This is a genomic window from Actinacidiphila alni, from assembly GCF_900112845.1.
In the GTDB taxonomy this organism is placed as follows: domain Bacteria; phylum Actinomycetota; class Actinomycetes; order Streptomycetales; family Streptomycetaceae; genus Actinacidiphila; species Actinacidiphila alni.
Genome location: NZ_FONG01000021.1, coordinates 20,672 through 43,766 on the forward strand (window position 1 = coordinate 20,672; position 23,095 = coordinate 43,766).

Genomic DNA, 23,095 nt, shown 5'->3' on the forward strand with positions numbered 1-23,095 from the left:
TGCCATGCCCATGCGCGGCCGTGCCCATCGGCACGGAATCCGTACCGCACGACACACCGCGGGGGCGGCCGGATCAGAGCGAGGCCATGATCCGCCGGGGCGCGTCCATCAGGCGGCTGACGCCCTGGACGAGCAGCGGCGGCTGGTCGGTGTCGTCCCGCGACACGTTGAGCGCGTAGTAGACCTGCTCGATGGAGGGCGGTCCGACCGCGAGGATGCGCAGCGCGGCCTGCCGGCTGTCGGCCTGTCCGGTGCGGACCAGATACGCGGCGGTCATCGAGCCGGTGCGGCCCACGCCGGCGCCGCAGTGCACGAAGACCGGCCCGTCGGAGGTCTTCACGACCTTCAGGAAGGCGTCGACCTGCTGCTCGGTCGGGGTCTGGCCGTCGCGGACCGGCAGCCGCACCGCGTGCAGGCCCGCCTGCTCGGGCAGTGCCAGCTCCGCCGGGGACAGGTCCTCGGCCCTGAGGTCCACGACGGTGCGGATGCCGCGGTCGGCCAGTTCCCGGTAGCCGGCGGCGCTCGGGGCGGAGCCGCGCCACACATGGGGGTCGACGGCCAGGAAGTGATTGATGCCCGCGACCTTGCTCCCGCCGGAACCGGCGTTGTCGTGCCGGGCCCACGCGGAGACGGCCAGCATGCCGCCGGCCGAGGCGGCCCACAGCACGCCGTAACCGAGCAGGCAGCCCAGCAGCACCTTGGTCACCCGGCGCGCCCACAGTCGTACGGCCGGCCGTGGCGCGAGCGGGCCGCGGGCGGGGGCAGGACCGGAGGACGGGACATGGGGCGGGGCATCCACCAGGACGCCGGTCGGGGCCGGGACGGGGCCCGGTATCGGGAGAGCGGCCGATTCGGACAAACGGGGGTCACCACCTGGGGAGCACGAGCCTGGGGACGGGTGCCGCCGTCCCTCCCCGAGGGCGACGGTCGTCCCGCAAGGCTAACCGCTGCTCCGGTCGGCGTCGCGTAAAAGCTCACCGGCCCGGCTTCCGCCCCGGTGCACGACCCCCGCGCGGCGCCTCCGCCGCTCAGTGCGACACCCCCGCCTCGCCCGCGCCGAGGATCTTGGCGGTGGCCCGGTTCACGCCCGCGTCGGTGATGCAGCCGCGCAGCCGCATCATGTCGTGGGAGCTGAGCGCCGGGCGGATGGTGCCCGCGAAGACGCCGTTGGCGAGCTGCCCGAGGCTGGCGTCGGTGTTGAGCGACGCGGTGGAGCGCCGGCAGCCCTCCCACAGGTCGCGGGCCGCCAGCTCGCGGGCGTGCGCGTCCTGGGTGCCGTGCACCTGGATCTGGAAGACGACGGTGCTGGCCGCGGCGTTCGGCCGGGCCTCCTCGCGGGTCTCGGTGGCGTCGGAGAGCGCGTAGACCAGGAAGACCAGCAGCGCGACCCCGCCGACCGCGCCGAGCGCGGTGAGCAGCGGGCGCAGCGGCCGGGACGGCGGTACGGCCGGGCGGTCCTCCAGCTGGGTGATGACGCCGTGCACGCCGCCCGCGGGGGCGGCGAGCGGGGCGAGGCGGCCGGCCAGCCGCCGTTCGGCGCCCGGCCGGGTGGTGACGGCCGCGATCCGCTGGATCAGCCAGGCGACGCCGGACAGGGCGGCGCCGGTGACCATGAGGATCGGTACGAAGACGAAGGTGCGATTGCCGCTGTCGGCGCCGTCGCGGCCGTCGCCGAAGGGGGTGCCGCTGCCGTTGCCGAGCCAGCGGAAGGGGTTCGCCGAGGTCTCCCTGGCGTGCTCCAGGCGGCGCCGCACTTCTTCCATCCGGGCGTCTGCGTCGCTGAGCCGCCGCTCCAGGCGGCCCATCCGGCCGAGCAGGATCACGCAGACCAGGAAGCCCTCGACGGCCAGCAGCAGCACACCGCAGATCACCGCGCGCTGCCACTCCCAGCGGTAGAGGTAGATCACCAGGTAGACGGCGGCGGCGAGGGTGGACAGGCCGCCGAAGAGGTAGCTGATGAGTTTCATGCGACGGCCCCCTTCCGCGGCTCGTCCCGGGCCGCGTCCTCGTCGTCGTCCTCGTTCTCGTTCTGCCTGCCCGGCTCTTCGTGTCCGCCGGAAGCGCCGGACCCGGTGGAAACGCCTGGGGCGCTGGGAGAACCGGAAGCGCCGGAGGCGGTGGGAGCACCTGGAGTGTCGGCCGGCCCGGCCGCCTCGCCCTCCGGCGCGGCCTCCGTCAGCTCCACCGCCCCCGTACCGCCGTCCACCACGAGCCCCGTGCCCGGCCCGAAGCGGCCCACGGCGTCGGGCACGCCGACGACGGTCGGCACGTGATACTCGCGGGCCAGCACCGCCAGGTGCGACAGAACGCTGCCGGTCTCGGCGACCAGTCCGGCCAGGTCCGGCAGCAGCGGCGCGAGCGCCGGGTCGAGGGACCGGACGACGAGCACCGGGTGCGGCGGCCGTACGCCCTGGCCGTCCCACGCCGTGCCCGCGCCCTGGCCGCCGCCCGCGCCCTGGCCCTCGCCGGTACGGCCACGGGCCAGCGTCACGGCCTGCGGCCTGCCGTCGGCGAGCCGGAAGACGGCGGGCAGCGCCGGGGTCTCCGGGCGCGGGGTGCGCTCGACGAGGTCGATCGGGCGGCCGCGGCCCTCGCCGACGCTCAGCAGTTCGTCCCAGCGCAGCAGCGCGATCTTGCGCCGCTCGCCGACCAGGCAGTGCGCGTCCATCCGGGTGCCGACCTCGCGGACCATGGTGGCCTGCATTTCCTGCACCCACCGGATGCGCAGCCGCAGGCCCTCGCGGACGCCGAGGAAGCCGACGCCGCGCGGCACGCCGTTCCACCCGACGTTCTCGGGCAGCGGGCCGCGCTCGCCGAGGGTCGGCGGCAGCAGGGTGAGCAGCACGGGGTGGTGGGCGATCAGCTCGGCGTCGGTCGCGCCGCGGCTGCGGCCCTCGGCGAGCACGGCGAGCGCCTCGCCCGCGGCCGTCGTACCGGCGCTCCGGCCGCTGCCCGCGTCCAGCAGCGCGCCCGCCAGCGATTCCTGCGCGTGCAGCGCCGACAGGGCGTTGCGGCCCCAGGAGACGGCGTTCAGCAGTTCGCCGCTGAGCATCTCCTTGGGCGCCCGGAAGTCGTGCAGCTGCCGGTCGATGTCGGCCATCAGGTCCTGGGCGAGCAGCGGCAGCGCGGTGCGCAGCCGGCCGACCCGCCAGGCGGCGCCGGCGCGGCGGGCGCCGGGGGCGGGGTTGATGAAGTTCAGCACCGGGTGGGCGGGCGGTGTCACCCCGAGCAGCCGCAGGTCGGCGGCGGCGCGGCCGTCCACCGTGCGGGCCACGGGGAGCTTGCGGAGTTTGCGCCGGGACGCGGCGCCCGCGATGTCCAGGGCGAGGGTCAGGCCGTGCGCCATGGGCGCCAGCCACAGGTCCTCCTCCAGCGGCTGGAGGACGCCGGGCAGGGTCTCGCTGACCGGGCCGGGGCCGAGCAGCCGGGCGCCGCGCGGCGGCCGGGCGGACATCGCGGTGATCGGCCGGGCCTGGAACAGCCACAGCCGCCCGTCGGGGCCGAAGCCGAATTCCATGTCCTGCGGGCCGCCGTAGACCTTCTCGGCCTTGCGGGCCAGCCGTACCAGCTGCGCCAGCCGGTGCCGGCCGAGCGGCGGCTCCTCGGCTTCCGCAGTTCCAGGAGTGGCCGGCGCGGCGGCGCGGCCGGGCCGCAGCCGGGAGAGCAGCCGGGCGCCGTGGCCGCCCTCGGCGCCGGGTTCGGTCCGCAGCAGTCGGCCGCGGCGGGTGAGCTGGTAGCGGACGCCCTGCGTACTGCCGTCGACCAGCCGGTCGGGGCCGCCGTGGACGGCGCTGATCAGGATGCGGTCGTAGCGGCCCTCGACGGGGTCGGCGCCGAACATCACTCCGCCGGCGGCGGCGCGCAGCATGGGCTGGACCAGGACGGCCATGTCGCCGCCGGACCCGGTGCCGCTCCCGGCGGCGGCCGGCGCCGGCGGGAAGGGCGCGGGCGCGAGGTCGGCGGAGTCCAGCACGGTGCGGACGGCGGCGGTGAAGGCGTCCCAGCCGCGTACGTCGAGCACGGACTCGAAGCGGCCCGCCATGGACGATTCGGCCGTGTCCTCGTGCGCGGAGGAGGACCGTACGACCAAGGCGCCGGTGTCGGGGCCGCTGAGCCGTGTCCATGCCTCGCGCAGGGCGGCGGGCCCGGTGGGCGCGCCGGGGGCGCGGGCGGAGGGGACGAGGGCGAAGCCGGGCAGAACCGGCAGGCCCTCCGCCGCCGCCCGTGCCAGATTGGCCGCCTTGGCCCCGGCGAGCGCGGGGTCGTGCGCCAACGGCGAGTCCAAGGGCACCACTGCCAGCTCTTCGGCGTCGATGCGCATACGCGCTCCTTCCGCGACTGCCGCCCGGTACGCGTCCGCACGCGGCTTGTGGCCGGGACGGACGCGCCTCCTCGGTTACAACGTCACTTCACCCGGGAGACCTTCCCCATCCACCAACGTGACGTCGTGAATTCCTCGGAGGTTGACTCCGGGCGGCGCAATGGTCGTTTTTCGGCCGGATCCGTGCCGCTGTGTCACGAAGGCGTGACCCGTCGTGAGCGGGGCCGTCGCCGCGCGGCCGGCGTGCGGCCTGCTCAGGCGACGGTCTCCAGTCTGCGGCGGGCGCTCGGGCCGATCACCGCGTCCCAGGTGCCGCCCGTATCGAGCCATTCACGGACCAGGCGGCCGAAGTCGGGGCAGGAGGCGGCCAGTTCGACGATCCTGCCGTCGAACTGCGCGGCGCCTTCCGGGGTGCGGCCGAGCAGCAGACCGACCCGGTGCACCAGGTCGCGGGTGAGGACGGGCGGTGTGCGGTGGCAGCCGTCGGCGGCGGCGCCGAGCAGCGCGTCCAGCACCGTGGGGTCGCGCTCGACGGCCAGCGCCATGTCGAGGAGTTCCCTGCGCAGCGGCCGGGACAGGTGGGTGCCGGGCGCGGCGAGCACCGGCAGCAGGGCGCGGCGGACCTCCGGCGGGTGGTCGGTCAGCAGCGCGGTGGCCAGCGGCAGCAGGACGGCGCGCACACCGGGGCCCTGTTCCAGCCGCAGGTCGAGATAGCGGGCGACGTCGGCGGCGCCCTCCGGATGGTGCAGCAGGTGGTCCCGGACGAGGGCGGCCGCGCGCCGGGCGAGCGCGGGGGTGGTCACCCCGGCCAGTTCGTCCAGCACCTCCGCGGCGCCGCCGTCCCGGCCGGGGGCGCGCAGCCGGGCGTGGAAGGCGGCGAGCACCGGCTCCGGGTGGGTGCCGAGCGCCGCGGCCAGGTCGGCCGCGGGGAGTTGGGGGTCGCCCGCCGCGAACCGGTCGAGGGCCGCGCCGAGATGGCGCGAACGCGTCGCCGGATCGCGGACCAGCAGTCCGAGCGCGGCGCCGTGCAGGGTGCAGTCGCCGGGGCGGGCGAGGATCACCAGGGCGGCGTAGCGCAGCAGTTCACGGTCGGCCGCGGACCGCACGTGGGGCGCGGCGCGGCGGCCGTACGAGGCTGCCGCGACATGGCGGTCGGGGCGCGGGTCGTGCGCCCAGCGGTCCACGGCCCGGCAGACGGCGGACGGCTCGTCCTCGGCGAGGGCGGCGAGCACCTCGTCGGCCCCGGGGTGGCCGGCGGCCACCAGCGCCTCGGTCAACTCGTCCACGGCCAGCCGCCGGTGGGTGTGCAGCAGCGCCTGCGCGGCGGACGCGACGGTCAGCCGCGGCTCGTCGCCGCCGGGGGCGGTCTGCAACGGCCGGTCGTCGTCGAACCAGCCGCACACCGCGGGCAGCGCCGTGTCCGGTGCCTCGGCGAGGAGTTCGGCGACGGCGGGCAGGAAACGGCTGTCGGGGTCACCCGGCTCGCCCGGCACCGGCGGCCGGTCGGCGGGCAGCAGCAGCCGCAGCAGCTCCAGCCGTTCCTCCAGCGGCAGCGGCACCCGCCGCCAGAAGGCCGGGCCGAACTCCCCGAGGCCGCCGAGCCCTTCGGGCGTGAAGCCGCCGCGCTCCACCGACCGTACGGCGACCCGCTCGGCCAGCAGCCGCAGCACTCCCCGGTAGTTGCGCGCGTCGCCGAGCCGGGTCAGCACCTCCGCCACCAGGTGCGCCGCCCACCACACTGCGTCCCCGCGCCGCGCGGCCACCCCACTGGCCTGCGGCCCGCCCGCCCGACTCCGCTCGCCGTCGCCGCCCGTCGCGGGTTGCCCCGCGGGCGGCGGGCAGGGACCGGTGGCGCCGGCGCCGGAAACGCCGCCGTACGGCGGAACGGGAAGCCCGGCCGACGGCCCCTCGGGCGGCCACAGGTCCGTGCCATCAGCCGCGGGAACGCCGCCGCCGGGCGGTGGCTCCGCGCCGGGCGGTCCGGGGTCGGCGGGGGCGCATGGTCCCCGCTGGTCCAGGGCGTTGAGGGGGCGGGCTCGGCGGTGGGAGCGGGGGTTGGGGACGGTGTCGGTGTCGAAGTAGGCGGAGGAGGGGGGTGGGCCGAGGGCCGTACGGGGGACGGGGCCGTCCGGGACGGGCGGCGGGGGGATGTGGCGGGTGGGGGCGGTGGCCTGGTGGTCCAGGCAGTGGATGAGGCGGCGCAGGTGGTGGGTGAGCGGGTCGGGCGGGGTGAGGAGCATCGACTGGAGCACAGGGCCGAGCCGGTGCCGCGGCACGGGCAGCGAGCGGGGCTCGGAGGGCGGCGCGACCGGCGGCGCGGGCGGGACCGGCGGCGGCCGGCCGGCCAGCGTGCCCGGTGGCCGCGACGGCAGCCGGACCGGCGCCTCGGCGCCGCCCGCGGGCGCGGCGAACCAGCGGTGCACCAGCGCGTGCAGGGCCGCGTCCAGGTCGAGGTGGAGGCCCTGGAGCCAGTCGGCGACCTCTTCGTGCGCGAAGCGGTAGCCGGCCCCCGCGGGCACCAGCAGCCCTTCGGTGAGCACCGCGGACGCCCAGCCGGTGCGCCACGGGAAGAGGTCCTCGAAGGACTCCCGGTCCAACTCCCCCTGCCCCGGCCCCAGGCAGCGCCGCGCCGCCTCGTGCACCTGCCCCGCCACCCGCGCCGCGAGCCGCCGTACGCCGCTGCCCCGTACCGGCTGTTCGGCCTGCGCCGCCAGCCGCACCGCGATCCGCAGGCACACCAGGTCCAGGTGCGCGGAGAAGATCTCCGCCCGGGTGGGCGCGGCGCCGCCGGGCGGGCCGCCGCCGTCCGCCGTGCCGCCGGGCAGCGCCGCCCTGATCTCCGACAGCAGCCGCAGCGCCAGCGGATGCGCCGCGTCGGCCGGCCGCAGCGCGTCCGCCGCCAGGCCGTACGCGGCGCGGGCGCGGGCCGCCTGCGTCTCGGTCAGGTCCCCCAGCCGCAGGCAGGGCGGCAGCGCCCGCGCCACCCGCTCGGCCGCGGACGGCGTGTCCGGGCCGCCGGTACCGGTCGGGCCCGACGCCGCGACCCGGCCGACGGCCTCCGGACCCTCGGCCGCCCCGGAAGGCGACCCGAAAACGGCCCCGGAAGCGGCGCCGCGCGCTGCGGTCCCCGGCGCGGGTCGCCGCTGCGGCGCGTACGCCATGCCGACAGGCAGCAGCGCGCCCGCGCGTTCCCAGAATTCCGGGCGGCAGCCGACGATCAGCCGGACGTCGCCCGCGCGGAGCCAACTGGCCGTGCCCGCCGTCCAGTCGGCGAGGGCGTGGGCGAGGACTGGGGGCATCTCCTCGGGGGCGTCGAGCAGGACCAGCAGGGGGCGGCCCGCGGCCCGCGCGAGGTCCGCGACGGCGTCGGGCGAGGCGAAGGGCGGTTCGCCGCCGCCCGCGCCGGGGCCCGAGGCGGCGCAGACGATCCGCGCGGCGGTCCGCAGCGAGCGTTCGACGGCGTCCTTGACACCGCCGTCGCCCGGGCGCAGTTCCGCGCCGCGCAGCCACACGGTGGGCGCGGGTTCCGCGCCGCGGGCGCGGCGCGCGGCCAGCGCGGCCAGTTCGGTGCTGCGGCCGGTGCCGGGGTCGCCGACAAGACCCAGGACGAGCGGCGCGGCGGCGCCCCGCAGCGCCAGGAACTCCCCCAGCGCGTCCGCCACTTCGGGCCGTTCGACGGGCTCGCGCCACTGCCCGGGACCGGCCGCCGAGCCGACCGACGTGCCGGTGAGCTGGAGCGCGCCGGCCAGATTGAGGTGCGGCCCGTACGCGGGCACCGTCGCCGCGTTCCTGGCCAGCAGCGCGGCCAGCGGCTCCGGCGTACCGGCACCCGCCCGCAGCGGTACGGCGAAACCGGCCGCCCGGTGCCCGGCGTGCAGCGCCGTCGCGACGACCGCGAGCACCGCCCCGGTCGTCGCGTCGATCAGCGGCGCGCCCGAAGCCTGCGGCGCGACCCGGCTCATGTCGGTGCCGTCCAGGCCCAGTTCGTAGACCCCGTCGAGCAGATGGAAGCGGTCGGTCGCGGTGTACGTGACGGACGCGGTGCCGAGCACGACGCCGCCGGTCCACTGCGGCGCCCTGAGCCGGATCCGCCGCTCGGGGTCGGCCGGGCCGCCGGGCGCGATGGACAGCGGCGGCAGGCTCAGCCCCTCGGTGGCGACCAGTGCGAGCCCGGTCTCGGGGAGTGCCGTGATGGCCTCCGCCTCCACCAGGCACACCTGTTCGCCGGGCGCGTGCAGGACGAGCCGGGCGAGTCCGTCGACCGCCTCGTGGCTGGTGATCATCGTGCCGCCGGAGTCCGCGAGGAATCCCGTCCCCCGTGGCCGTCCCGCCAGGTCACAGACGCGCACCAGCGCGCCGTCCACCTCGGCCCCGCGCACCGTCATCGGGCACCTCCCCCGCCGACCCGCCCCGTTTCGTCCCGCTTCGACGGTAGGTGCGGCGGAATCGTCCGCCTAGATCACCTGGCGAAAGCGCCCCCTTGTGCTCCCTTACTTCACTCCGAGCGCCCGCCCATTGGGGTGATTTCCGGGTGCCGGATGGATAGGGAGTGGTGGGGGGACCGAGGGGGATCGTGGAGCGGGGCCGCTCAGGGGACAGACGGCCCCGTCCCACGGTGCGAGGGGGAAAAAGGGGGGACGGCTACTCCGGGAAGACCGCCACGATCTTCACCTGGCCGTCCTTCTCCTCCACCAGCGCCAGAAAGCGCCCGTCGGGACCGAACACGGCCGTCGGCCCGGCCGCGAGGGCGGGCGCCTTGATCCGTACGCCGTTGGCCAGCAGACGCGCCTGCTCCGCGTCCACGTCCCAGCGCGGGAAGGCGGCCGCGGCGGCGTTCTCGATCGGCAGGACGGCGAAGGACTCCTCCAACTGCTCCAGGGTGCGCGCGCCGTCCAGCCCGTACGGGCCGACGCGGGTGCGGCGCAGCGCGGTCAGATGGCCGCCGACGCCGAGCCCGGCGCCCAGGTCGCGGGCGAGGGCGCGGATGTAGGTGCCGGAGGAGCAGACCACCGTGACGTCGAGGTCGACGGCGCCGGGCGCGTCCGCGGGCGCCGGGCGTACGTCCTGGACGGTGAAGGAGGACACGGTCACCGGCCGGGCGGCAAGTTCGAACTCCTCGCCCTCCCTGACCCGGGTGTACGACCGCACCCCGTTGACCTTGATGGCGCTGACCTTGGACGGGACCTGCTGGATCGGGCCGGTCAGCGCGGCGATCCCGGCGTCGATCCGGTCCCGCGTGACGCCCGAGGCGTCGGCGGAGGAGGTGACCTCGCCCTCCGCGTCGTCGGTCACCGTGCTCTGCCCGAGCCGGACGGTGGCGACGTACTCCTTCTCGGTGAGCGCGAGGTGGCCGAGCAGCCGGGTGGCCTTCTCGACGCCGATGATCAGCACACCGGTCGCCATCGGGTCCAGGGTGCCGGCGTGGCCGACACGCCGAGTCCCGGCCAGCCGTCGCATCCGCGACACCACACCGTGCGAGGTGAGCCCCCCGGGCTTGTCGACGACGACGAGCCCGGAGGGTGCGGTTGTACGCGTCATGCGCTCGCGGGCCCGCCCTCGGTGTCGGAGGTGCCGCCGGAGGTGTCGTCCGAGGCGCCGTCGGACGCGTCGGCGATGTCGACGTCAGCGTCGTCATCATCGTCAGCGTCGTCGTCGGACGGCTTGCGGTACGGGTCCGCCTCGCCCGCGTACTGCGCGTCGGTGGCGGTCTTGCGGACCTCCTCGTCGGCCGCGCGGGCCTTGGCGAGCAGGTCGTCGATGGTCTTGGCGTTGTCCGGCAGGGCGTCCGCCACGAAGGCCAGCGTCGGGGTGAAGCGCACCCCGGTCTGCCGTCCGACCTCGGAGCGCAGCACTCCCTTGGCGCTCTCCAGGGCGGCGGCGGAGGCGGCGCGCTCCTCGTCGTCCCCGTAGACCGTGTAGAAGACGGTCGCCTCCCGCAGGTCGCCGGTGACACGGGTGTCGGTGATCGTCACATAGCCCAGCCGCGGGTCCTTGATGCGCCGCTGAAGGGTCTCCGCGACCACGACCCGGATGCGGTCGGCCAGCTTTCGCGCCCGCGCGGTGTCGGTCATCGTCTTCTTCTCTCTGTGTCCTTGGGCATTGTGCTCACTCGTCGTCGCCGTGGACGCGCTGCCGTGCCGACAGCAGTTCCACTTCGGGACGGGCGGTCATCCAGCGTTCGCACCGGTCGAGTACGTCCTTGAGGTGTCCGAGGTCCCCCGACACCACCGCGATTCCTATCTCGGCCCTGCGATAGAGGTCCTGGTCACCGGTCTCCGCCACGCTCACCGCGAACTTGCGGTGCAGCTCGGCGACGATCGGACGGACGACGGACCTCTTCTCCTTCAGGGACCGTACGTCACCCAGGAGCAGGTCGAAGCACAATGTGCCTGCATACATGGGTACGACGGTACAGGCGACGGCCGGGGCCGATCGACGGGATTTCCCCGCCGGCCGGTCCCGGCCGCGATGTCCGGGTCCTGCCCTCACCCGGCCGTGCGGCGGACACCGCACGGCCGGGTCACGGCGTCAGCCGCGCGGCTTCTCGCGCATCTCGTACGTCGCGATGACGTCGTCGATCTTGATGTCGTTGTAGTTGCCGAGGTTGATACCGCCCTCGTAACCCTCACGAATCTCGGTGACGTCGTCCTTGAAGCGGCGCAGGCCGTCGATGTTGAGGTTCTCCGCGATGACCTTGCCGTCGCGGAGCAGCCGGGCCTTGGTGTTGCGCTTGACCTCGCCGGAGCGGACCAGCACACCGGCGATGTTGCCGAGCTTGGAGGAGCGGAAGACCTCGCGGATCTCCGCGGTGCCCAGCTCGACCTCCTCGTACTCCGGCTTGAGCATGCCCTTCAGGGCCGCCTCGATCTCCTCGATGGCCTGGTAGATCACCGAGTAGTACCGGACGTCGACGCCCTCGCGCTCGGCCATCTGCGCGGCACGGCCGGCCGCGCGGACGTTGAAGCCGATGACGATGGCGTCGGAGCCCGTCGCCAGGTCGATGTCCGACTCGGTGACCGCACCGACACCGCGGTGCAGCACCCGGATCTCGACCTCTTCGCCGACGTCGAGCTGAAGCAGCGAGGACTCGAGGGCCTCCACCGAACCGGACGCGTCGCCCTTGATGATGAGGTTGAGTTCCTGGACCAGACCGGCCTTGAGCGCCTCGTCCAGATTCTCCAGGGAGAACCGGACGCCCTTGCGGGCGAAGCGGACGTTGCGCTCGCGCGCGGCCCGCTTCTCGGCGATCTGCCGGGCGGTGCGGTCCTCGTCGACGACCAGGAAGTTGTCGCCGGCGCCGGGCACGTTGGTCAGACCGAGCACGAGGACAGGAGTCGACGGGGTCGCCTCCTCCACGTTCTCGCCCTTGTCGTCGAGCATGGCCCGGACACGGCCGTACGCGTCGCCGACCACCATCGTGTCGCCGACCCGCAGCGTGCCGCGCTGGACCAGGACGGTCGCCACGGCGCCGCGGCCGCGGTCGAGGTGCGCCTCGATCGCGATGCCCTGCGCGTCCTGCTCCGGGTTGGCCCGCAGGTCGAGCGAGGCGTCCGCGGTCAGGACCACGGCCTCCAGCAGGGAGTCGATGTTCAGACCCTGCTTGGCGGAGATGTCGACGAACATCGTGTCGCCGCCGTACTCCTCGGCCACCAGACCGAACTCGGTGAGCTGTCCGCGCACCTTGGTCGGGTCGGCGCCCTCGACGTCGATCTTGTTGACCGCGACCACGATCGGCACGTCGGCCGCCTTGGCGTGGTTGAGCGCCTCGATCGTCTGCGGCATCACACCGTCGTTGGCCGCGACCACCAGGATCGCGATGTCGGTGGACTTGGCGCCGCGGGCACGCATGGCGGTGAACGCCTCGTGACCCGGGGTGTCGATGAAGGTGATCGCGCGCTCTTCGCCGTTGACCTCGGTGGCGACCTGGTAGGCACCGATGTGCTGGGTGATGCCGCCGGCCTCGCCCGCGACCACGTTGGTCTTGCGGATCGCGTCGAGGAGGCGGGTCTTTCCGTGGTCGACGTGACCCATGACGGTCACGACCGGCGGACGGGAGACGAGCATCTCCTCGCCGCCCTCGTCCTCACCGAATTCGATGGAGAACGACTCGAGCAGCTCGCGGTCCTCCTCCTCCGGGCTGACGATCTCCAGCACGTAGTTCATCTCGCCGGCGAGCAGCTCCAGGGTGGAGTCGGACACCGACTGGGTCGCCGTGACCATCTCACCGAGGTTGAGCATCACCTGGACGAGCGACGCCGGGTTGGCGTTGATCTTCTCGGCGAAGTCGGTGAGCGAGGCACCGCGCGACAGCCGCACGGTCTGGCCGTTGCCGCGGGGCAGCAGCACGCCGCCCACGGACGGGGCCTGCATGGCCTCGTACTCCTGGCGCCGCTGGCGCTTGCTCTTGCGACCGCGCGCCGGACGGCCACCGGGGCCACGGCCGAACGCGCCCTGCGTTCCACCACGGCCGCCCGGGCCGCCGGGACGTCCGCCGAAGCCGCCGGGACGAGGACCGAAGCCGCCGCCACCGCCGGGAGCACCGCCACCGGGACGCGGGCCGCCGAAGCCGCCACCGCCGCCGGGACGGCCGCCGCCACCGGGACCGGCCGGACGGCCGGCGAAGCCGCCGCCACCGCCGGGACGGGCACCGGGACCGCCGGGACGGCCGCCGGGGCCGCCACCGCGACCGCCGGGACCGGGACGGCCGCCCGGGGAGGGCGCGGGCCGCTGCGGCATCATGCCGGGGTTCGGGCGCGGGCCCGAGGACTGCGGGCGGGGCATGCCGCCGGGCGACGGACGCTGTCCGCCGGCACCGCCGGGCGCACCGCCGGGACGCGGCGCGCCACCGGGACGCGGCATGCTGCCCGGGGCGCCCTGGCCGCCGGGACGCGGCGGACGCTCGTCACGGCGCTCGCCGCCGGGACGCGGGGCGCCGCCGGGGCGCTGCATACCGGTGGAACCGCCGGACGTGAACGGGTTGTTGCCGGGGCGCGGACCCGCCGGGCGGGCGCCGCCGGGGCGCGGGGCGCCCTGGCCGGAGCCGGCCGGACGCGCGGGGCGCGCGCCGCCGTCACGCTGGCCGGGACCGCTCTGGCCGGGCGCCGGGCGGGCGCTCGGACGCGGGCCGGGGGTGGCACCGCCGCGCGGGGCGGACGGGGCCGCCGGAGCGGCCGGCGGGGCCTGGAACTCGGCCGCGGGCACCGGAGCCGCCGGAGCGGGCTTCGGGGCGGCCGGGGCCGGGGCCGGCTTGGGGCCGGGGCGCGGGGCGCTCTGGCCGGGCGCGGCCGGCGCACCGGCGCTGGGGGTGGCCGGGGCCGCGGGCGCGGCCGGGGTCACGGGACCGCCCGCGGCGGCCGGCTTCGGCGCCGGGGCAGCAGGACGGGCCGGCGCGCCCGGGGTGGGCGCGGCCGGCTTGGCGGGCGCGCTCTTGCGCGGCGCCGCGGGCTTCGCAGCGGACTTGGTGTTGCCACCGGGCCCCTGGAAAGCGTCGGTCAACTTACGGACTACCGGCGCCTCGATCGTCGAGGACGCCGAACGGACGAATTCGCCGAGTTCTTGGAGCTTGGCCATGACGACCTTGCTCTCGACTCCCATCTCCTTGGCGAGTTCGTATACCCGGACCTTAGCCACTTCGCTCCTTTTAGGTCCGGGGTGATCGTCCGCCGGACCGTCGCTACTTCATGGGCGTACTCATCGCGTACTCATCGAGTGCTCATCGCAATCTCGACCTACTTCCATCTCGCGAGGTACCTGACCGCACGGTGTCCCGTGCCGTACTTCATTTCTCTTACTTACGGGGCTGCCCGCTCGACGAACCGGCGCAGTTCCGCGGTGTCGGGCGTGACCGGTCCTTTGAAGGCCCGGTTGAACGCCCGGCGGCGGACCGCCAGGTCTAGGCAGGCAAGGGCGGGGTGCAGATAAGCTCCCCGACCGGGCAGCGTACCGCGATGATCGGGAACACAGGTGTCACCGTCCACCACCACACGCAGCAGCTCGCTCTTGGCCGTACGCTCCCGGCAGCCGATGCAGCTTCGCTCCGGGCATGCTGGGGTGCGCGTCCGACCAGACACTCTTCAGTCTACCTCCCCGCGCCGACGTCACCCCTTCGAGTGCGCCGACGCACGGTTGTTCGTTTCATGCCCGCCGGTAACGGGACGTATGCACCCGGCTCCGGATCGGCCGGGGACGGGCCGCCGGCCGGCTCCGGACCGGGTTCGTGATCAGTCCTGCGGCGGCTGCTGCTCGGTGTCCGGGCGGATGTCGATCCGCCATCCGGTGAGCCGGGCGGCGAGCCGGGCGTTCTGCCCTTCCTTGCCGATCGCCAGCGACAGCTGGTAGTCGGGCACGGTCACCCGGGCGGACCGGGCGGCGGCGTCCACCACCTCGACCTTGGAGACCCGGGCCGGGGACAGCGCGTTCGCCACCATCTCGGCAGGGTCGTCCGACCAGTCGACGATGTCGATCTTCTCGCCGTTCAGCTCGGCCATCACCGCGCGCACCCGGGCGCCCATCGGGCCGATGCAGGCGCCTTTGGCGTTCAGCCCGGAGCGGGTGGAGCGGACCGCGATCTTGGTGCGGTGGCCGGCCTCGCGGGCGATGGCCTCGATCAGCACCGAGCCGTCCGCGATCTCCGGGACCTCCAGCGCGAAGAGCTTCTTCACCAGGCTGGGGTGGGTCCGCGACAGGGTGACGGACGGGCCGCGCACCCCCTTGGCGACGCGGACGACGTACGCGCGCAGCCGGGTGCCGTGCTTGTAGTCCTCGCCCGGCACCTGTTCCTGCACCGGCAGGATCGCTTCCAGCTTGCCGATGTCGACCAGGACGTTCTTGGGGTCCTTGCCCTGCTGCACCAGGCCCGCGACGATGTCGCCCTCGCGGCCGGCGTACTCCCCGAAGGTGACGTCGTCCTCGGCGTCGCGCAGCCGCTGCAGGATCACCTGCTTGGCGGTCGACGCGGCGATCCGGCCGAAGCCGCTGGGGGTGTCGTCGAACTCGCGCGGCTCCGCGCCCTCGCCCCCGGCCTCCTCCTGGTCCTCCTTGGCCCACACCGTCACGTGTCCGCTGGTGCGGTCCAGCTCCACCCGGGCCCTGCGCAGGCTGCCGGGCTCGCGGTGGTACGCGATGAGGAGCGCCGACTCGATCGCCTCGACCAGCAGGTCGAACGAGATCTGCCTCTCCTGCACCAGGCCCCGCAGGGCCTTCATGTCGATGTCCACGGCTACGCCTCCTCGTCGTTCTCGTCGTCGTTCTCGTCGATCTCCACGTCGCCGCCGATGTCGTCATCGGCGATGTCGTCGTCCGGTACGTCGTCCCCGGCCGCGTTCTTGCGGTTGAACTCGACCTCCACGCGGGCCTTCTCGATCTCCGCGAAGTCGGCGCGGGCCGGCTTGGGCTTGCGGCCCTTGACGCCGGGGACCTCCAGGTCGAGGCCCGTGTCGTCCACCGTCATGATCCGGGCGGTCAGCTCGCCGCGCTCCTTGAGCCGGAGCTTGACCAGGCGGCCGGTGTTGCGGCGGAAGTGCCGGGGTTCGGTCAGCGGCCGGTCGGTGCCCGGGGAGGTGACCTCCAGGACGTACTCCGACTCGCCCATCGCGTCCGCGGCGTCCAGCGCCTGCGAGATCTCCCGGCTCAGCTCCGCGACCGCGTCGAGCTGCACGCCCTCGTCGGAGTCCACCACGACCAGCAACTGCCGCCGCTTGCCCGCGGCCGTCACCGTGACCTCCTCCAGATCCAGTCCCGTCCGGCCGACGAGCGGTTCCAGCAGCCCGCGCAGCCTCTCGCTCTGGGTGGTGCTCATCCGGGTGACTCCTCGGCCGCGTGTGCTGTTGTGATGGAAGATCGCGTGTAAAGGAGAGATTACCCGAGTTTCCACACGTCGCCGCGCCATCGTCGGTCGCCGGGAGGCGGCGCCGAGGGGTGCGCGGCGCCCCTCTACACTCGCCCAATGATCCCGGACGTGCCGCGGCTGAGCAGGCGGAGTGTGGTGGCGGTGGTGGCGGTGTCGACCGTGTCGACGATGGCCGCCGGCGCCGGCTGTTCCGGGGGCGGTGACGGCTCAGGCAGCGACGGCGCCGGGCACGCGTCCGCGCCGCCGCGCCCCGGTGAGACGGCACGGCGGCAGGCGGCGGCGGACAGCGCGGCGCTGCTCGTACGGTACGACGCGGTGGCCGCCGCGCATCCGGCGCTGGCCGCCCGGCTGGCCCCGCTGCGGGCCGAAGTGGCCCAGCACGTAGGGGCGTTCGGCGGCAGGGCGGCGCCCGTACCGACCGCGTCACCGACCATGTCGTCAGCCGCGTCACCGAGCACCGGAACGCCGAAGGCGTCCGCGACGGCCCCGGCCACCACCGCTCCGTACACACCGCCGTCGTCCCCGGCCGCCGCGCTGAGCGCCCTGGCCCGCGAGGAGCGGCGGCTCGCCGACCGCAGGGCCGCGGCGCTGCTGACCGTGCCGGGCGAACTGGCCCGGCTCCTCGCCTCGGTCGCGGCGGCCGGCGCCGGCCACGCGGCACTGCTGACCACGAAGGGGGCGGCCAGATGACCACGGCCGGTACGGACGACGCGAACGGCCCGGGCAGCGCGACCCCGCAGAGCGCCGAGGGGGCGGCCCGATGACCACGGGCGGTACGAAAGGCACGGCCCGTACGAAGGGCACGGCCGGTACCGGCAACGCGGTGCTCGACGCCGTGCGGGCGGCGCTCGCCGCCGAGTACGCGGCGGTCTACGGCTACAGCGTCGTCGGCGGCCGGGTCGCCGAAAGCCGCGAGGCCGAGGCCCGGCAGGCGTACGACGCGCACCGCGCCCGGCGCGACGTCCTCGGCCGTACGGTCGTGGACCTCGGCGGCACCCCGGTGACCGCCGCCGCCGGGTACGAGCTGCCCTTCGCCGTGCCGGACGCCGCCGCGGCGCTGCGGCTCGCCGCCTATCTGGAGGACCACGTCGCGGGTGTGTACGGCGATCTGGTGCGCGCCGCGATCGGCGACATCCGGCGCGACGCGGCGAGCGCGCTGCGCGAGGCGGCGGTGCGTGCCGTGCGCTGGCGCGGCGGCAGCGTAGCCTTCCCGGGGTTGGCGGAACGGAGCTGATCACCGGCTCCCGCACACTTCACGGAGGGAACGCACACGGATGGCTTCAGCAGCACACCACGGGGGGCCAGGAGCCGTACGACTCGATCCGCCGGAGCGGCTGGTCCGCACCGTCGGGGCCTGGGAGGGCGAGGCGGGCCGGGTGTGGCTGGCGGAACTCCCGGACCGGGTCGGGCGCCATCTGGAGCGGTGGGGGCTGACCCCTGAGCGGGTCTTCGCGGCGGGCGGCCAGATCAGCATGATCGTGCTGGTCCGCACGGCGGACGGCACACCTGCCGTGCTCAAGATCGGCATGGTGAACCGGGAGACCGAGCACGAGCACGCGGCGCTCGCGCACTGGGACGGACGCGGGGCCGTACGGCTGCTCGACGCCGACCCCGCCGAGGGGGCGCTGCTCCTGGAACGGCTCCAGGCGGATGTGTCCCTGCGGTCGCTGGCCGAGCCGAAGGCGATGCTGGAGGCGGCGGACCTGCTGCGGCGGCTGTGGGTTCCGCCGGGCGAGGGGCACCCCTTCACCTCGGTCGCCGACTACACCGGGGCGCTCGTCCCCTCGCTGCGCGAGCGGCGGGAGCGGGACTTCGCGGCGGAGGTCCGCCCGCTCATCGACGAGGCGCTGGAGGTCTACGGCGACCTCGTGGCGGGGCCGGCGGAGGACGTACTGCTGCACGGGGACTACCACCACGGCAATGTGCTGGCCGGTGAGCGGACCCCGTGGCTCGCCATCGACCCCAAGCCGCTGGTCGGCGAGCGGGCGTACGACCTCGCGTGGCTGGTACGGGACCGGCTCTCCACGCTCGCCGCCCAGCCCGGATCACGGGCCGCCGCGCGGCGCCGGCTGGCCAAGCTCGCCTCGTCCCTGGAGGTCGACCCCGACCGGCTGCGCGGCTGGACCCTCTTCCGCTCCGTCGAGGCCGGTGTCTGGTCGCTCTCGGTCGGCGACCAGGAGGACGGCGAGCTGCTGCTGGAATTCGCCTCCTGGCTGTGACGGCCCGGCCGTGACCGGCCGGGGCCCGGTCAGCTGCGGGCGGCGGTGCCGGTGGAGGTCAGGCGGGTGACGGCCTCGTCGAGGGTGACGTCGGCGCGGTCGCCGGTGGCGCGGTCGGTGAGCTCCAGCAGGCCCTCGGCGGCGCGGCGGCCCGCCGTCAGGAGGGTGGGCACGCCGATGAGGTCGGCGTCGGTGAGCTTGACGCCCGGGGAGAGTCCGGGGCGGTCGTCGAGCAGGACCCGCAGGCCCGCCGCGTGCAGGCGGGCGGCGGCGTCCTCGGCCAGTGCGGTCGGTACGGCCTTGCCCGCCGCCACGACGTGCACGTCGGCGGGGGCGACCTCGCGGGGCCAGCGCAGTCCCTTGGCGTCGGCGGTCTGCTCGGCGAGCGCCGCCACCGCGCGGGAGACGCCGATCCCGTAGGAGCCCATGGTGACCCGGACGGGCTTGCCGTCCCGGCCGAGGACGTCCAACTGGAAGGCGTCGGCGTACTTGCGGCCGAGTTGGAAGATGTGGCCGATCTCGATGGCCCGGTCGAGCCGCAGTCCTGTGCCGCAGCGGGGGCAGGGGTCACCGGCCTCGACGGTGACGACGTCGAGGTAGCGGTCGACGGTGAAGTCCCGCCCGCACACGACACCGGCCGCGTGCCGGCCTTCCTTGTTGGCGCCGGTGATCCACGCGGTGCCGGGTGCGACCCGGGGATCGGCGAGGTAGCGGATGCCGAGGCCCTGGGGGCCGATGTAGCCGCGGACGAGGTCGGGCCGCTCCGCGAAGTCCTCGGCGGTGACGATGTCCACGGCGGCGGGCGCGAGGTGGTCCGCGAGCTTGCCGAGGTCCACCTCGCGGTCGCCGGGCACGCCGACGGCGGTGATCTCGCCGTCGACCTTGACCAGCAGGTTCTTCAGCGTCGCGGAGGCGGGCACACCGTAGCGGGCGGCGAGTTGCGCGACGGTCGCGGTGCCGGGGGTGTCCATCTCCTCGACGGGCCCGTGCTCGGCGGCATCCGCACCCGTATCCGCCGCGGCCCGCGCCGTATATGTGACCGCCTCCGTATTGGCGGCGTAGTCGCAGCCGGGGCAGTCGGCGAAGGTGTCCTCGCCCGCGGCGGCGGGCGCGAGGAATTCCTCGGAGGCGGAGCCGCCCATGGCGCCGGAGACGGCCGACACGACGCGGAAGTCGAAGCCGAGGCGTTCGAAGATCCGGATGTACGCCTGCCGGTGCGCCCGGTAGGAGGCGGCGAGCCCTTCCTCGTCGGTGTCGAAGGAGTAGGCGTCCTTCATCTGGAACTCGCGTCCGCGCAGCACTCCGGACCTGGGCCTGGCCTCGTCGCGGTACTTGGTCTGGATCTGGAAGAGGGTCAGGGGCAGGTCCTTGTAGGAGGTGACCTGGTCCTTCACCAGCTGGGTGAAGATCTCCTCATGGGTGGGGCCGAGCACGTAGTCGGTGCCCTTGCGGTCCGTGAGCCGGAAGAGCAGATCGCCGTACTCGTCGGCGCGGCCGGTGGTCTCGTAGTGCTCGCGGGGCAGCAGGGCGGGCAGCAGCACCTCCTGTCCGCCGATCGCCTCCATCTCCTCGCGCACGATCCGGGCCACGTTGTCCAGCACCCGCTTGCCCAGCGGCAGCCACGTCCACATCCCGGCGGACGAGCGGCGCACGTATCCGGCGCGGACCAGCAGCTTGTGGCTGGTGGTCTCCGCGTCGGCCGGGGCGTCGCGCAGCGTCTTGAGCATCAGCCGGGACATGCGCAGGACCATGGCGTTCTCCGTGCTCTGGAGGGGAAGGTCCGGCGAGGATAGCGAGCGCGCGGGGCGCCCGGAAAACCGTTTTCCGCCCCCTTTGGCGAACCCGAACCCGCTCGCCCGGCTGTCTCAGCGCAGCAGCGGCAGCGGCGCGCCCATCACCGCGTACGGCCGGGCGGCGCTCGGGAAGTGCACCGGGCGGGCCAGGTCCCGGTAGCCGAGCGCCCGGTAGAGCCGGCGGGCCGGGCTGTCGCCGTCGATCGCGGACAGGATGCTGCGCGGCTCGGTCGCGGTGTCGGTGATGTCGGTGATCAGCCGCCGCCCGATCCGGTGGCCCTGGAAGTCGGGCAGCACGTGCAGTTCGGTGATGACGAAGGCGTCGTCGAGCCATTCGTCGTTGCCCTCCCGGCGCAGATACGGCTGCACGACGCTGGACCACCAGTGGGCGCGGTCGTTGGGCATCCCGTAGACGAAGCCGACCAGCCGGCCGTCGTCGGTGAGGGCGCCGAGCGCCCGCGCGCCGGGGTGGCCGAGGTGCCGGAGCACGATCTGCCGCCGGATCGCGACCTCGTCCGGACCGAGCCCGAAGGCGAGTGCCTGTACGGCGAGGGCCTCGTCGACGCGCGCGCCGAGGTCGACGGGGCCGACCACCACGTTCTCCATGGGCCGGGACACTACCGGCAGCTCCGGCCGGGGACGACCGCGCCTCCGGTCACCCGCCGCGCGGCGGCCGGAAAACGGGGCGGAGAACGGGGCGGCGGCGAACCGGCCCAAGGGTCCGCCGAGGAAGCTCAGAACCGCACGCCTCAGAACAGCACGCTCATGAAGGCGCCGACCTCGCTGAAGCCGACCCGCTGGTAGGCGGCGCGGGCCGGGGCGTTGAAGTCGTTGACGTAGAGGCTGGCGACCGGGGCGACATCGCGCAGCGCGAAGTGCAGCACGGCGGCCATGCCCGTCTCCGACAGTCCCTGGCCGCGGAATTCGGGGTCGACCCAGACGCCCTGGATCTGGCAGGTGTGCCGGGTGACGGCGCCGATCTCGGCCTTGAAGACCACCCGGCCGTCCTCGATCCGGGCGAACGCCCGGCCGGTGGAGACCAGTTCGGCGACCCGGGCCTGGTAGAGCAGGCCGCCGTCGCCGGCCAGCGGCGAGACCCCGACCTCCTCGGTGAACATGGCCACGCACGCGGGCATGATCACGTCCATCTCGTCGCGCCGGACCCGGCGCACCAGCGGGTCGGGGGTGATGTCGGCGGGCAGCGCGCGCGTGGTCATCAGCGGCTGGTGGGCGCGGACCTCGCGGGCCGGTCCCCAGTGGGGTTCCAGCTGTGACCACAGGTCGGCGGTGGCCTCGGCGGGCCCGACGATCGAGGAGCAGCGGCGGCCCGCCCTGCGGGCCCGGTCGGCGAAGGCGCGGACCGCGTCGGGGGTGGCGCACAGCGGGACGAGATTGGCGCCCGCGTAGCAGAGCGAGGTGAGCCGTCCGCCGCTGTACCAGCCCCACATCTCGCCGCCGAGCCGCCACGGGTCGAGCCCGGCGACATTGACCCGGGAGGCGACGAAGGCGTTGGCCACCGGGTCGCGGTTGAGCACCGCGAGGGCGGCGTCGAGATCACCGGGTTCGAGGACCTTGGCGGTCGATGTGGTCAACACGTGGGCGCCTCCACATCGCGGACATGGGGTGATCTGCGCACTTTACCGCGCGCGGACGTGCCGCGCCCCGCGTCCGGCCCGCCGGGGGCGGGGGACGCGGGGCACCGGGGCTGCTCGGCGGTCAGGAGACGCTCACCTGCGGCTCCCCCGACATGGCGCCGTCGGCCTCCATCTGCTCGGCGATCTTCATCGCCTCCTCGATCAGCGTCTCGACGATCTTGGACTCGGGCACGGTCTTGATGACCTCGCCCTTGACGAAGATCTGGCCCTTGCCGTTGCCGGAGGCGACACCGAGGTCGGCCTCGCGGGCCTCGCCGGGGCCGTTGACGACGCAGCCCATGACGGCGACGCGCAGCGGCACCTCCATGCCGTCGAGACCGGCGGACACCTGGTCGGCGAGCTTGTAGACGTCGACCTGGGCGCGGCCGCAGGACGGGCAGGAGACGATCTCCAGGCGGCGCTGGCGCAGGTTGAGCGACTCCAGGATCTGGATGCCGACCTTGACCTCTTCGGCCGGGGGCGCGGACAGCGACACCCGGATGGTGTCGCCGATGCCCTCGGAGAGCAGCGCGCCGAAGGCGACGGCGGACTTGATGGTGCCCTGGAAGGCGGGGCCCGCCTCGGTGACGCCGAGGTGCAGCGGGTAGTCACAGGCGGCGGCGAGCTGCCGGTAGGCGTTGACCATGACGACCGGGTCGTTGTGCTTGACCGAGATCTTGATGTCGCGGAAGCCGTGCTCCTCGAAGAGCGACGCCTCCCACAGCGCGGACTCGACCAGCGCCTCGGGGGTGGCCTTGCCGTACTTCTTCAGCAGCCGCGCGTCCAGCGAACCGGCGTTGACGCCGATCCGGATCGGCACCCCGGCGTCGGAGGCCGCCCGGGCGATCTCCTTGACCTTGTCGTCGAACTGCTTGATGTTGCCGGGGTTGACGCGGACGGCCGCGCAGCCGGCGTCGATCGCGGCGAAGACATATTTCGGCTGGAAATGAATGTCCGCGATCACCGGAATCTGCGACTTCTTGGCGATCGTCGCGAGCGCGTCGGCGTCGTCCTGGGTGGGGCACGCGACGCGGACGATCTGGCAGCCGGACGCGGTCAGCTCGGCGATCTGCTGGAGCGTGGCGCCGACATCGGAGGTGCGGGTGGTGGTCATCGACTGGACGGATACGGGCGCGTCTCCGCCCACGGGAACCGTTCCGACCTGGATCTGACGGCTCTTGCGGCGTTCGGCGAGCTTGATCGGAACATCTGGCATCCCGAGCGAAATCGCGGTCATTGCGTGGCATCCCCAAGGTGTGGATCGAGGTCCCGGCGTGGGC

At 74.6% G+C, this 23,095-nt stretch carries 18 protein-coding genes; 3 read left to right on the forward strand and 15 right to left on the reverse strand.

Annotated features, from left to right (window positions below; genetic code table 11):
- Positions 1–73: 73 nt before the first annotated feature.
- The 11 genes from BM076_RS27990 to rimP form a co-directional block, all read right to left on the reverse strand.
- Positions 74–799, reverse strand: a complete 726-nt coding sequence (locus tag BM076_RS27990) for a phosphatase domain-containing putative toxin (protein ID WP_177246654.1) — start codon at positions 797–799, stop codon at positions 74–76.
- 229 nt (positions 800–1,028) lie between these two features.
- Positions 1,029–1,967, reverse strand: a complete 939-nt coding sequence (locus BM076_RS27995; protein WP_093716619.1) for a hypothetical protein — start codon at positions 1,965–1,967, stop codon at positions 1,029–1,031.
- Positions 1,964–4,321 (reverse strand): PEP/pyruvate-binding domain-containing protein, encoded by a 2,358-nt coding sequence (locus BM076_RS28000; RefSeq protein ID WP_245796450.1) that lies wholly within the window; start codon positions 4,319–4,321, stop codon positions 1,964–1,966. Before BM076_RS28000 ends, BM076_RS27995 begins: the two co-directional genes overlap by 4 nt.
- A 254-nt stretch (positions 4,322–4,575) precedes the next feature.
- Positions 4,576–8,706: a serine protease gene (locus BM076_RS37695; RefSeq protein WP_245796452.1), complete on the reverse strand. Its 4,131-nt coding sequence runs from the start codon at positions 8,704–8,706 to the stop codon at positions 4,576–4,578.
- 256 nt (positions 8,707–8,962) lie between these two features.
- On the reverse strand, positions 8,963–9,859 hold the full coding sequence (gene truB / locus BM076_RS28015; RefSeq protein WP_093716516.1) for a tRNA pseudouridine(55) synthase TruB: 897 nt from the start codon (positions 9,857–9,859) through the stop codon (positions 8,963–8,965).
- Positions 9,856–10,392: a 30S ribosome-binding factor RbfA gene (gene rbfA, locus BM076_RS28020; protein WP_093716517.1), complete on the reverse strand. Its 537-nt coding sequence runs from the start codon at positions 10,390–10,392 to the stop codon at positions 9,856–9,858. Before rbfA ends, truB begins: the two co-directional genes overlap by 4 nt.
- Before the next feature lie 34 nt (positions 10,393–10,426).
- Entirely contained in the window at positions 10,427–10,720 is a 294-nt protein-coding gene (locus BM076_RS28025) for a DUF503 domain-containing protein (RefSeq protein WP_093716518.1), read from the reverse strand.
- Between the two features lie 129 nt (positions 10,721–10,849).
- Complete coding sequence (gene infB, locus BM076_RS28030; protein WP_093716519.1) at positions 10,850–13,951, reverse strand: translation initiation factor IF-2; 3,102 nt, start codon at positions 13,949–13,951, stop codon at positions 10,850–10,852.
- A 161-nt stretch (positions 13,952–14,112) separates the two neighbouring features.
- Complete coding sequence (locus tag BM076_RS28035; RefSeq protein WP_093716520.1) at positions 14,113–14,391, reverse strand: YlxR family protein; 279 nt, start codon at positions 14,389–14,391, stop codon at positions 14,113–14,115.
- A 150-nt stretch (positions 14,392–14,541) separates the two neighbouring features.
- Positions 14,542–15,537 (reverse strand): transcription termination factor NusA, encoded by a 996-nt coding sequence (gene nusA / locus BM076_RS28040; protein WP_093716521.1) that lies wholly within the window; start codon positions 15,535–15,537, stop codon positions 14,542–14,544.
- 2 nt (positions 15,538–15,539) lie between these two features.
- Positions 15,540–16,118 carry a ribosome maturation factor RimP gene (gene rimP / locus BM076_RS28045; RefSeq protein ID WP_093716522.1) on the reverse strand — a complete coding sequence of 193 codons (579 nt, stop codon included), beginning with the start codon at positions 16,116–16,118 and terminating at the stop codon, positions 15,540–15,542.
- 147 nt (positions 16,119–16,265) lie between these two features.
- On the opposite strand from rimP, the gene BM076_RS28050 reads away from it, so the two are divergent.
- From BM076_RS28050 to BM076_RS28060, 3 genes are all read left to right on the forward strand, one after another.
- The gene (locus BM076_RS28050; RefSeq protein ID WP_177246655.1) at positions 16,266–16,859 is read left to right on the forward strand and encodes a hypothetical protein; all 594 of its coding nucleotides are present in this window, start codon (positions 16,266–16,268) and stop codon (positions 16,857–16,859) included.
- A gap of 70 nt (positions 16,860–16,929) precedes the next feature.
- The gene (locus tag BM076_RS28055) at positions 16,930–17,403 is read left to right on the forward strand and encodes a ferritin-like domain-containing protein (protein WP_093716523.1); all 474 of its coding nucleotides are present in this window, start codon (positions 16,930–16,932) and stop codon (positions 17,401–17,403) included.
- A 40-nt stretch (positions 17,404–17,443) separates the two neighbouring features.
- Positions 17,444–18,388 (forward strand): aminoglycoside phosphotransferase family protein, encoded by a 945-nt coding sequence (locus BM076_RS28060; protein WP_093716524.1) that lies wholly within the window; start codon positions 17,444–17,446, stop codon positions 18,386–18,388.
- Between the two features lie 29 nt (positions 18,389–18,417).
- On the opposite strand, the gene BM076_RS28065 is transcribed toward BM076_RS28060, so the two are convergent.
- The 4 genes from BM076_RS28065 to ispG form a co-directional block, all read right to left on the reverse strand.
- The gene (locus tag BM076_RS28065; protein ID WP_093716525.1) at positions 18,418–20,139 is read right to left on the reverse strand and encodes a proline--tRNA ligase; all 1,722 of its coding nucleotides are present in this window, start codon (positions 20,137–20,139) and stop codon (positions 18,418–18,420) included.
- A 114-nt stretch (positions 20,140–20,253) separates the two neighbouring features.
- Positions 20,254–20,787 (reverse strand): GNAT family N-acetyltransferase, encoded by a 534-nt coding sequence (locus BM076_RS28070; protein WP_093716526.1) that lies wholly within the window; start codon positions 20,785–20,787, stop codon positions 20,254–20,256.
- A 143-nt stretch (positions 20,788–20,930) separates the two neighbouring features.
- Positions 20,931–21,776 carry a GNAT family N-acetyltransferase gene (locus BM076_RS28075; protein ID WP_093716527.1) on the reverse strand — a complete coding sequence of 282 codons (846 nt, stop codon included), beginning with the start codon at positions 21,774–21,776 and terminating at the stop codon, positions 20,931–20,933.
- A 121-nt stretch (positions 21,777–21,897) separates the two neighbouring features.
- A complete protein-coding gene (gene ispG, locus BM076_RS28080) occupies positions 21,898–23,052 on the reverse strand; it encodes a flavodoxin-dependent (E)-4-hydroxy-3-methylbut-2-enyl-diphosphate synthase (RefSeq protein ID WP_093716528.1) in 1,155 nt (384 codons plus the stop codon).
- Positions 23,053–23,095: the final 43 nt, after the last annotated feature.

Bases quoted from the DNA above. Each gene is read 5' to 3' on its own strand.
- truB (WP_093716516.1), bottom strand. From the start codon at position 9,859: ATGACGCGTACAACCGCACCCTCCGGGCTCGTCGTCGTCGACAAGCCC.
- BM076_RS28055 (WP_093716523.1), top strand. From the start codon at position 16,930: ATGACCACGGGCGGTACGAAAGGCACGGCCCGTACGAAGGGCACGGCC.
- BM076_RS28070 (WP_093716526.1), bottom strand. From the start codon at position 20,787: ATGGAGAACGTGGTGGTCGGCCCCGTCGACCTCGGCGCGCGCGTCGAC.
- BM076_RS28050 (WP_177246655.1), top strand. From the start codon at position 16,266: ATGATCCCGGACGTGCCGCGGCTGAGCAGGCGGAGTGTGGTGGCGGTG.
- BM076_RS28060 (WP_093716524.1), top strand. From the start codon at position 17,444: ATGGCTTCAGCAGCACACCACGGGGGGCCAGGAGCCGTACGACTCGAT.
- ispG (WP_093716528.1), bottom strand. From the start codon at position 23,052: ATGACCGCGATTTCGCTCGGGATGCCAGATGTTCCGATCAAGCTCGCC.
- BM076_RS27995 (WP_093716619.1), bottom strand. From the start codon at position 1,967: ATGAAACTCATCAGCTACCTCTTCGGCGGCCTGTCCACCCTCGCCGCC.
- BM076_RS28065 (WP_093716525.1), bottom strand. From the start codon at position 20,139: ATGGTCCTGCGCATGTCCCGGCTGATGCTCAAGACGCTGCGCGACGCC.
- BM076_RS28000 (WP_245796450.1), bottom strand. From the start codon at position 4,321: ATGCGCATCGACGCCGAAGAGCTGGCAGTGGTGCCCTTGGACTCGCCG.
- rimP (WP_093716522.1), bottom strand. From the start codon at position 16,118: ATGAGCACCACCCAGAGCGAGAGGCTGCGCGGGCTGCTGGAACCGCTC.
- BM076_RS28025 (WP_093716518.1), bottom strand. From the start codon at position 10,720: ATGTATGCAGGCACATTGTGCTTCGACCTGCTCCTGGGTGACGTACGG.
- BM076_RS37695 (WP_245796452.1), bottom strand. From the start codon at position 8,706: ATGACGGTGCGCGGGGCCGAGGTGGACGGCGCGCTGGTGCGCGTCTGT.
- rbfA (WP_093716517.1), bottom strand. From the start codon at position 10,392: ATGACCGACACCGCGCGGGCGCGAAAGCTGGCCGACCGCATCCGGGTC.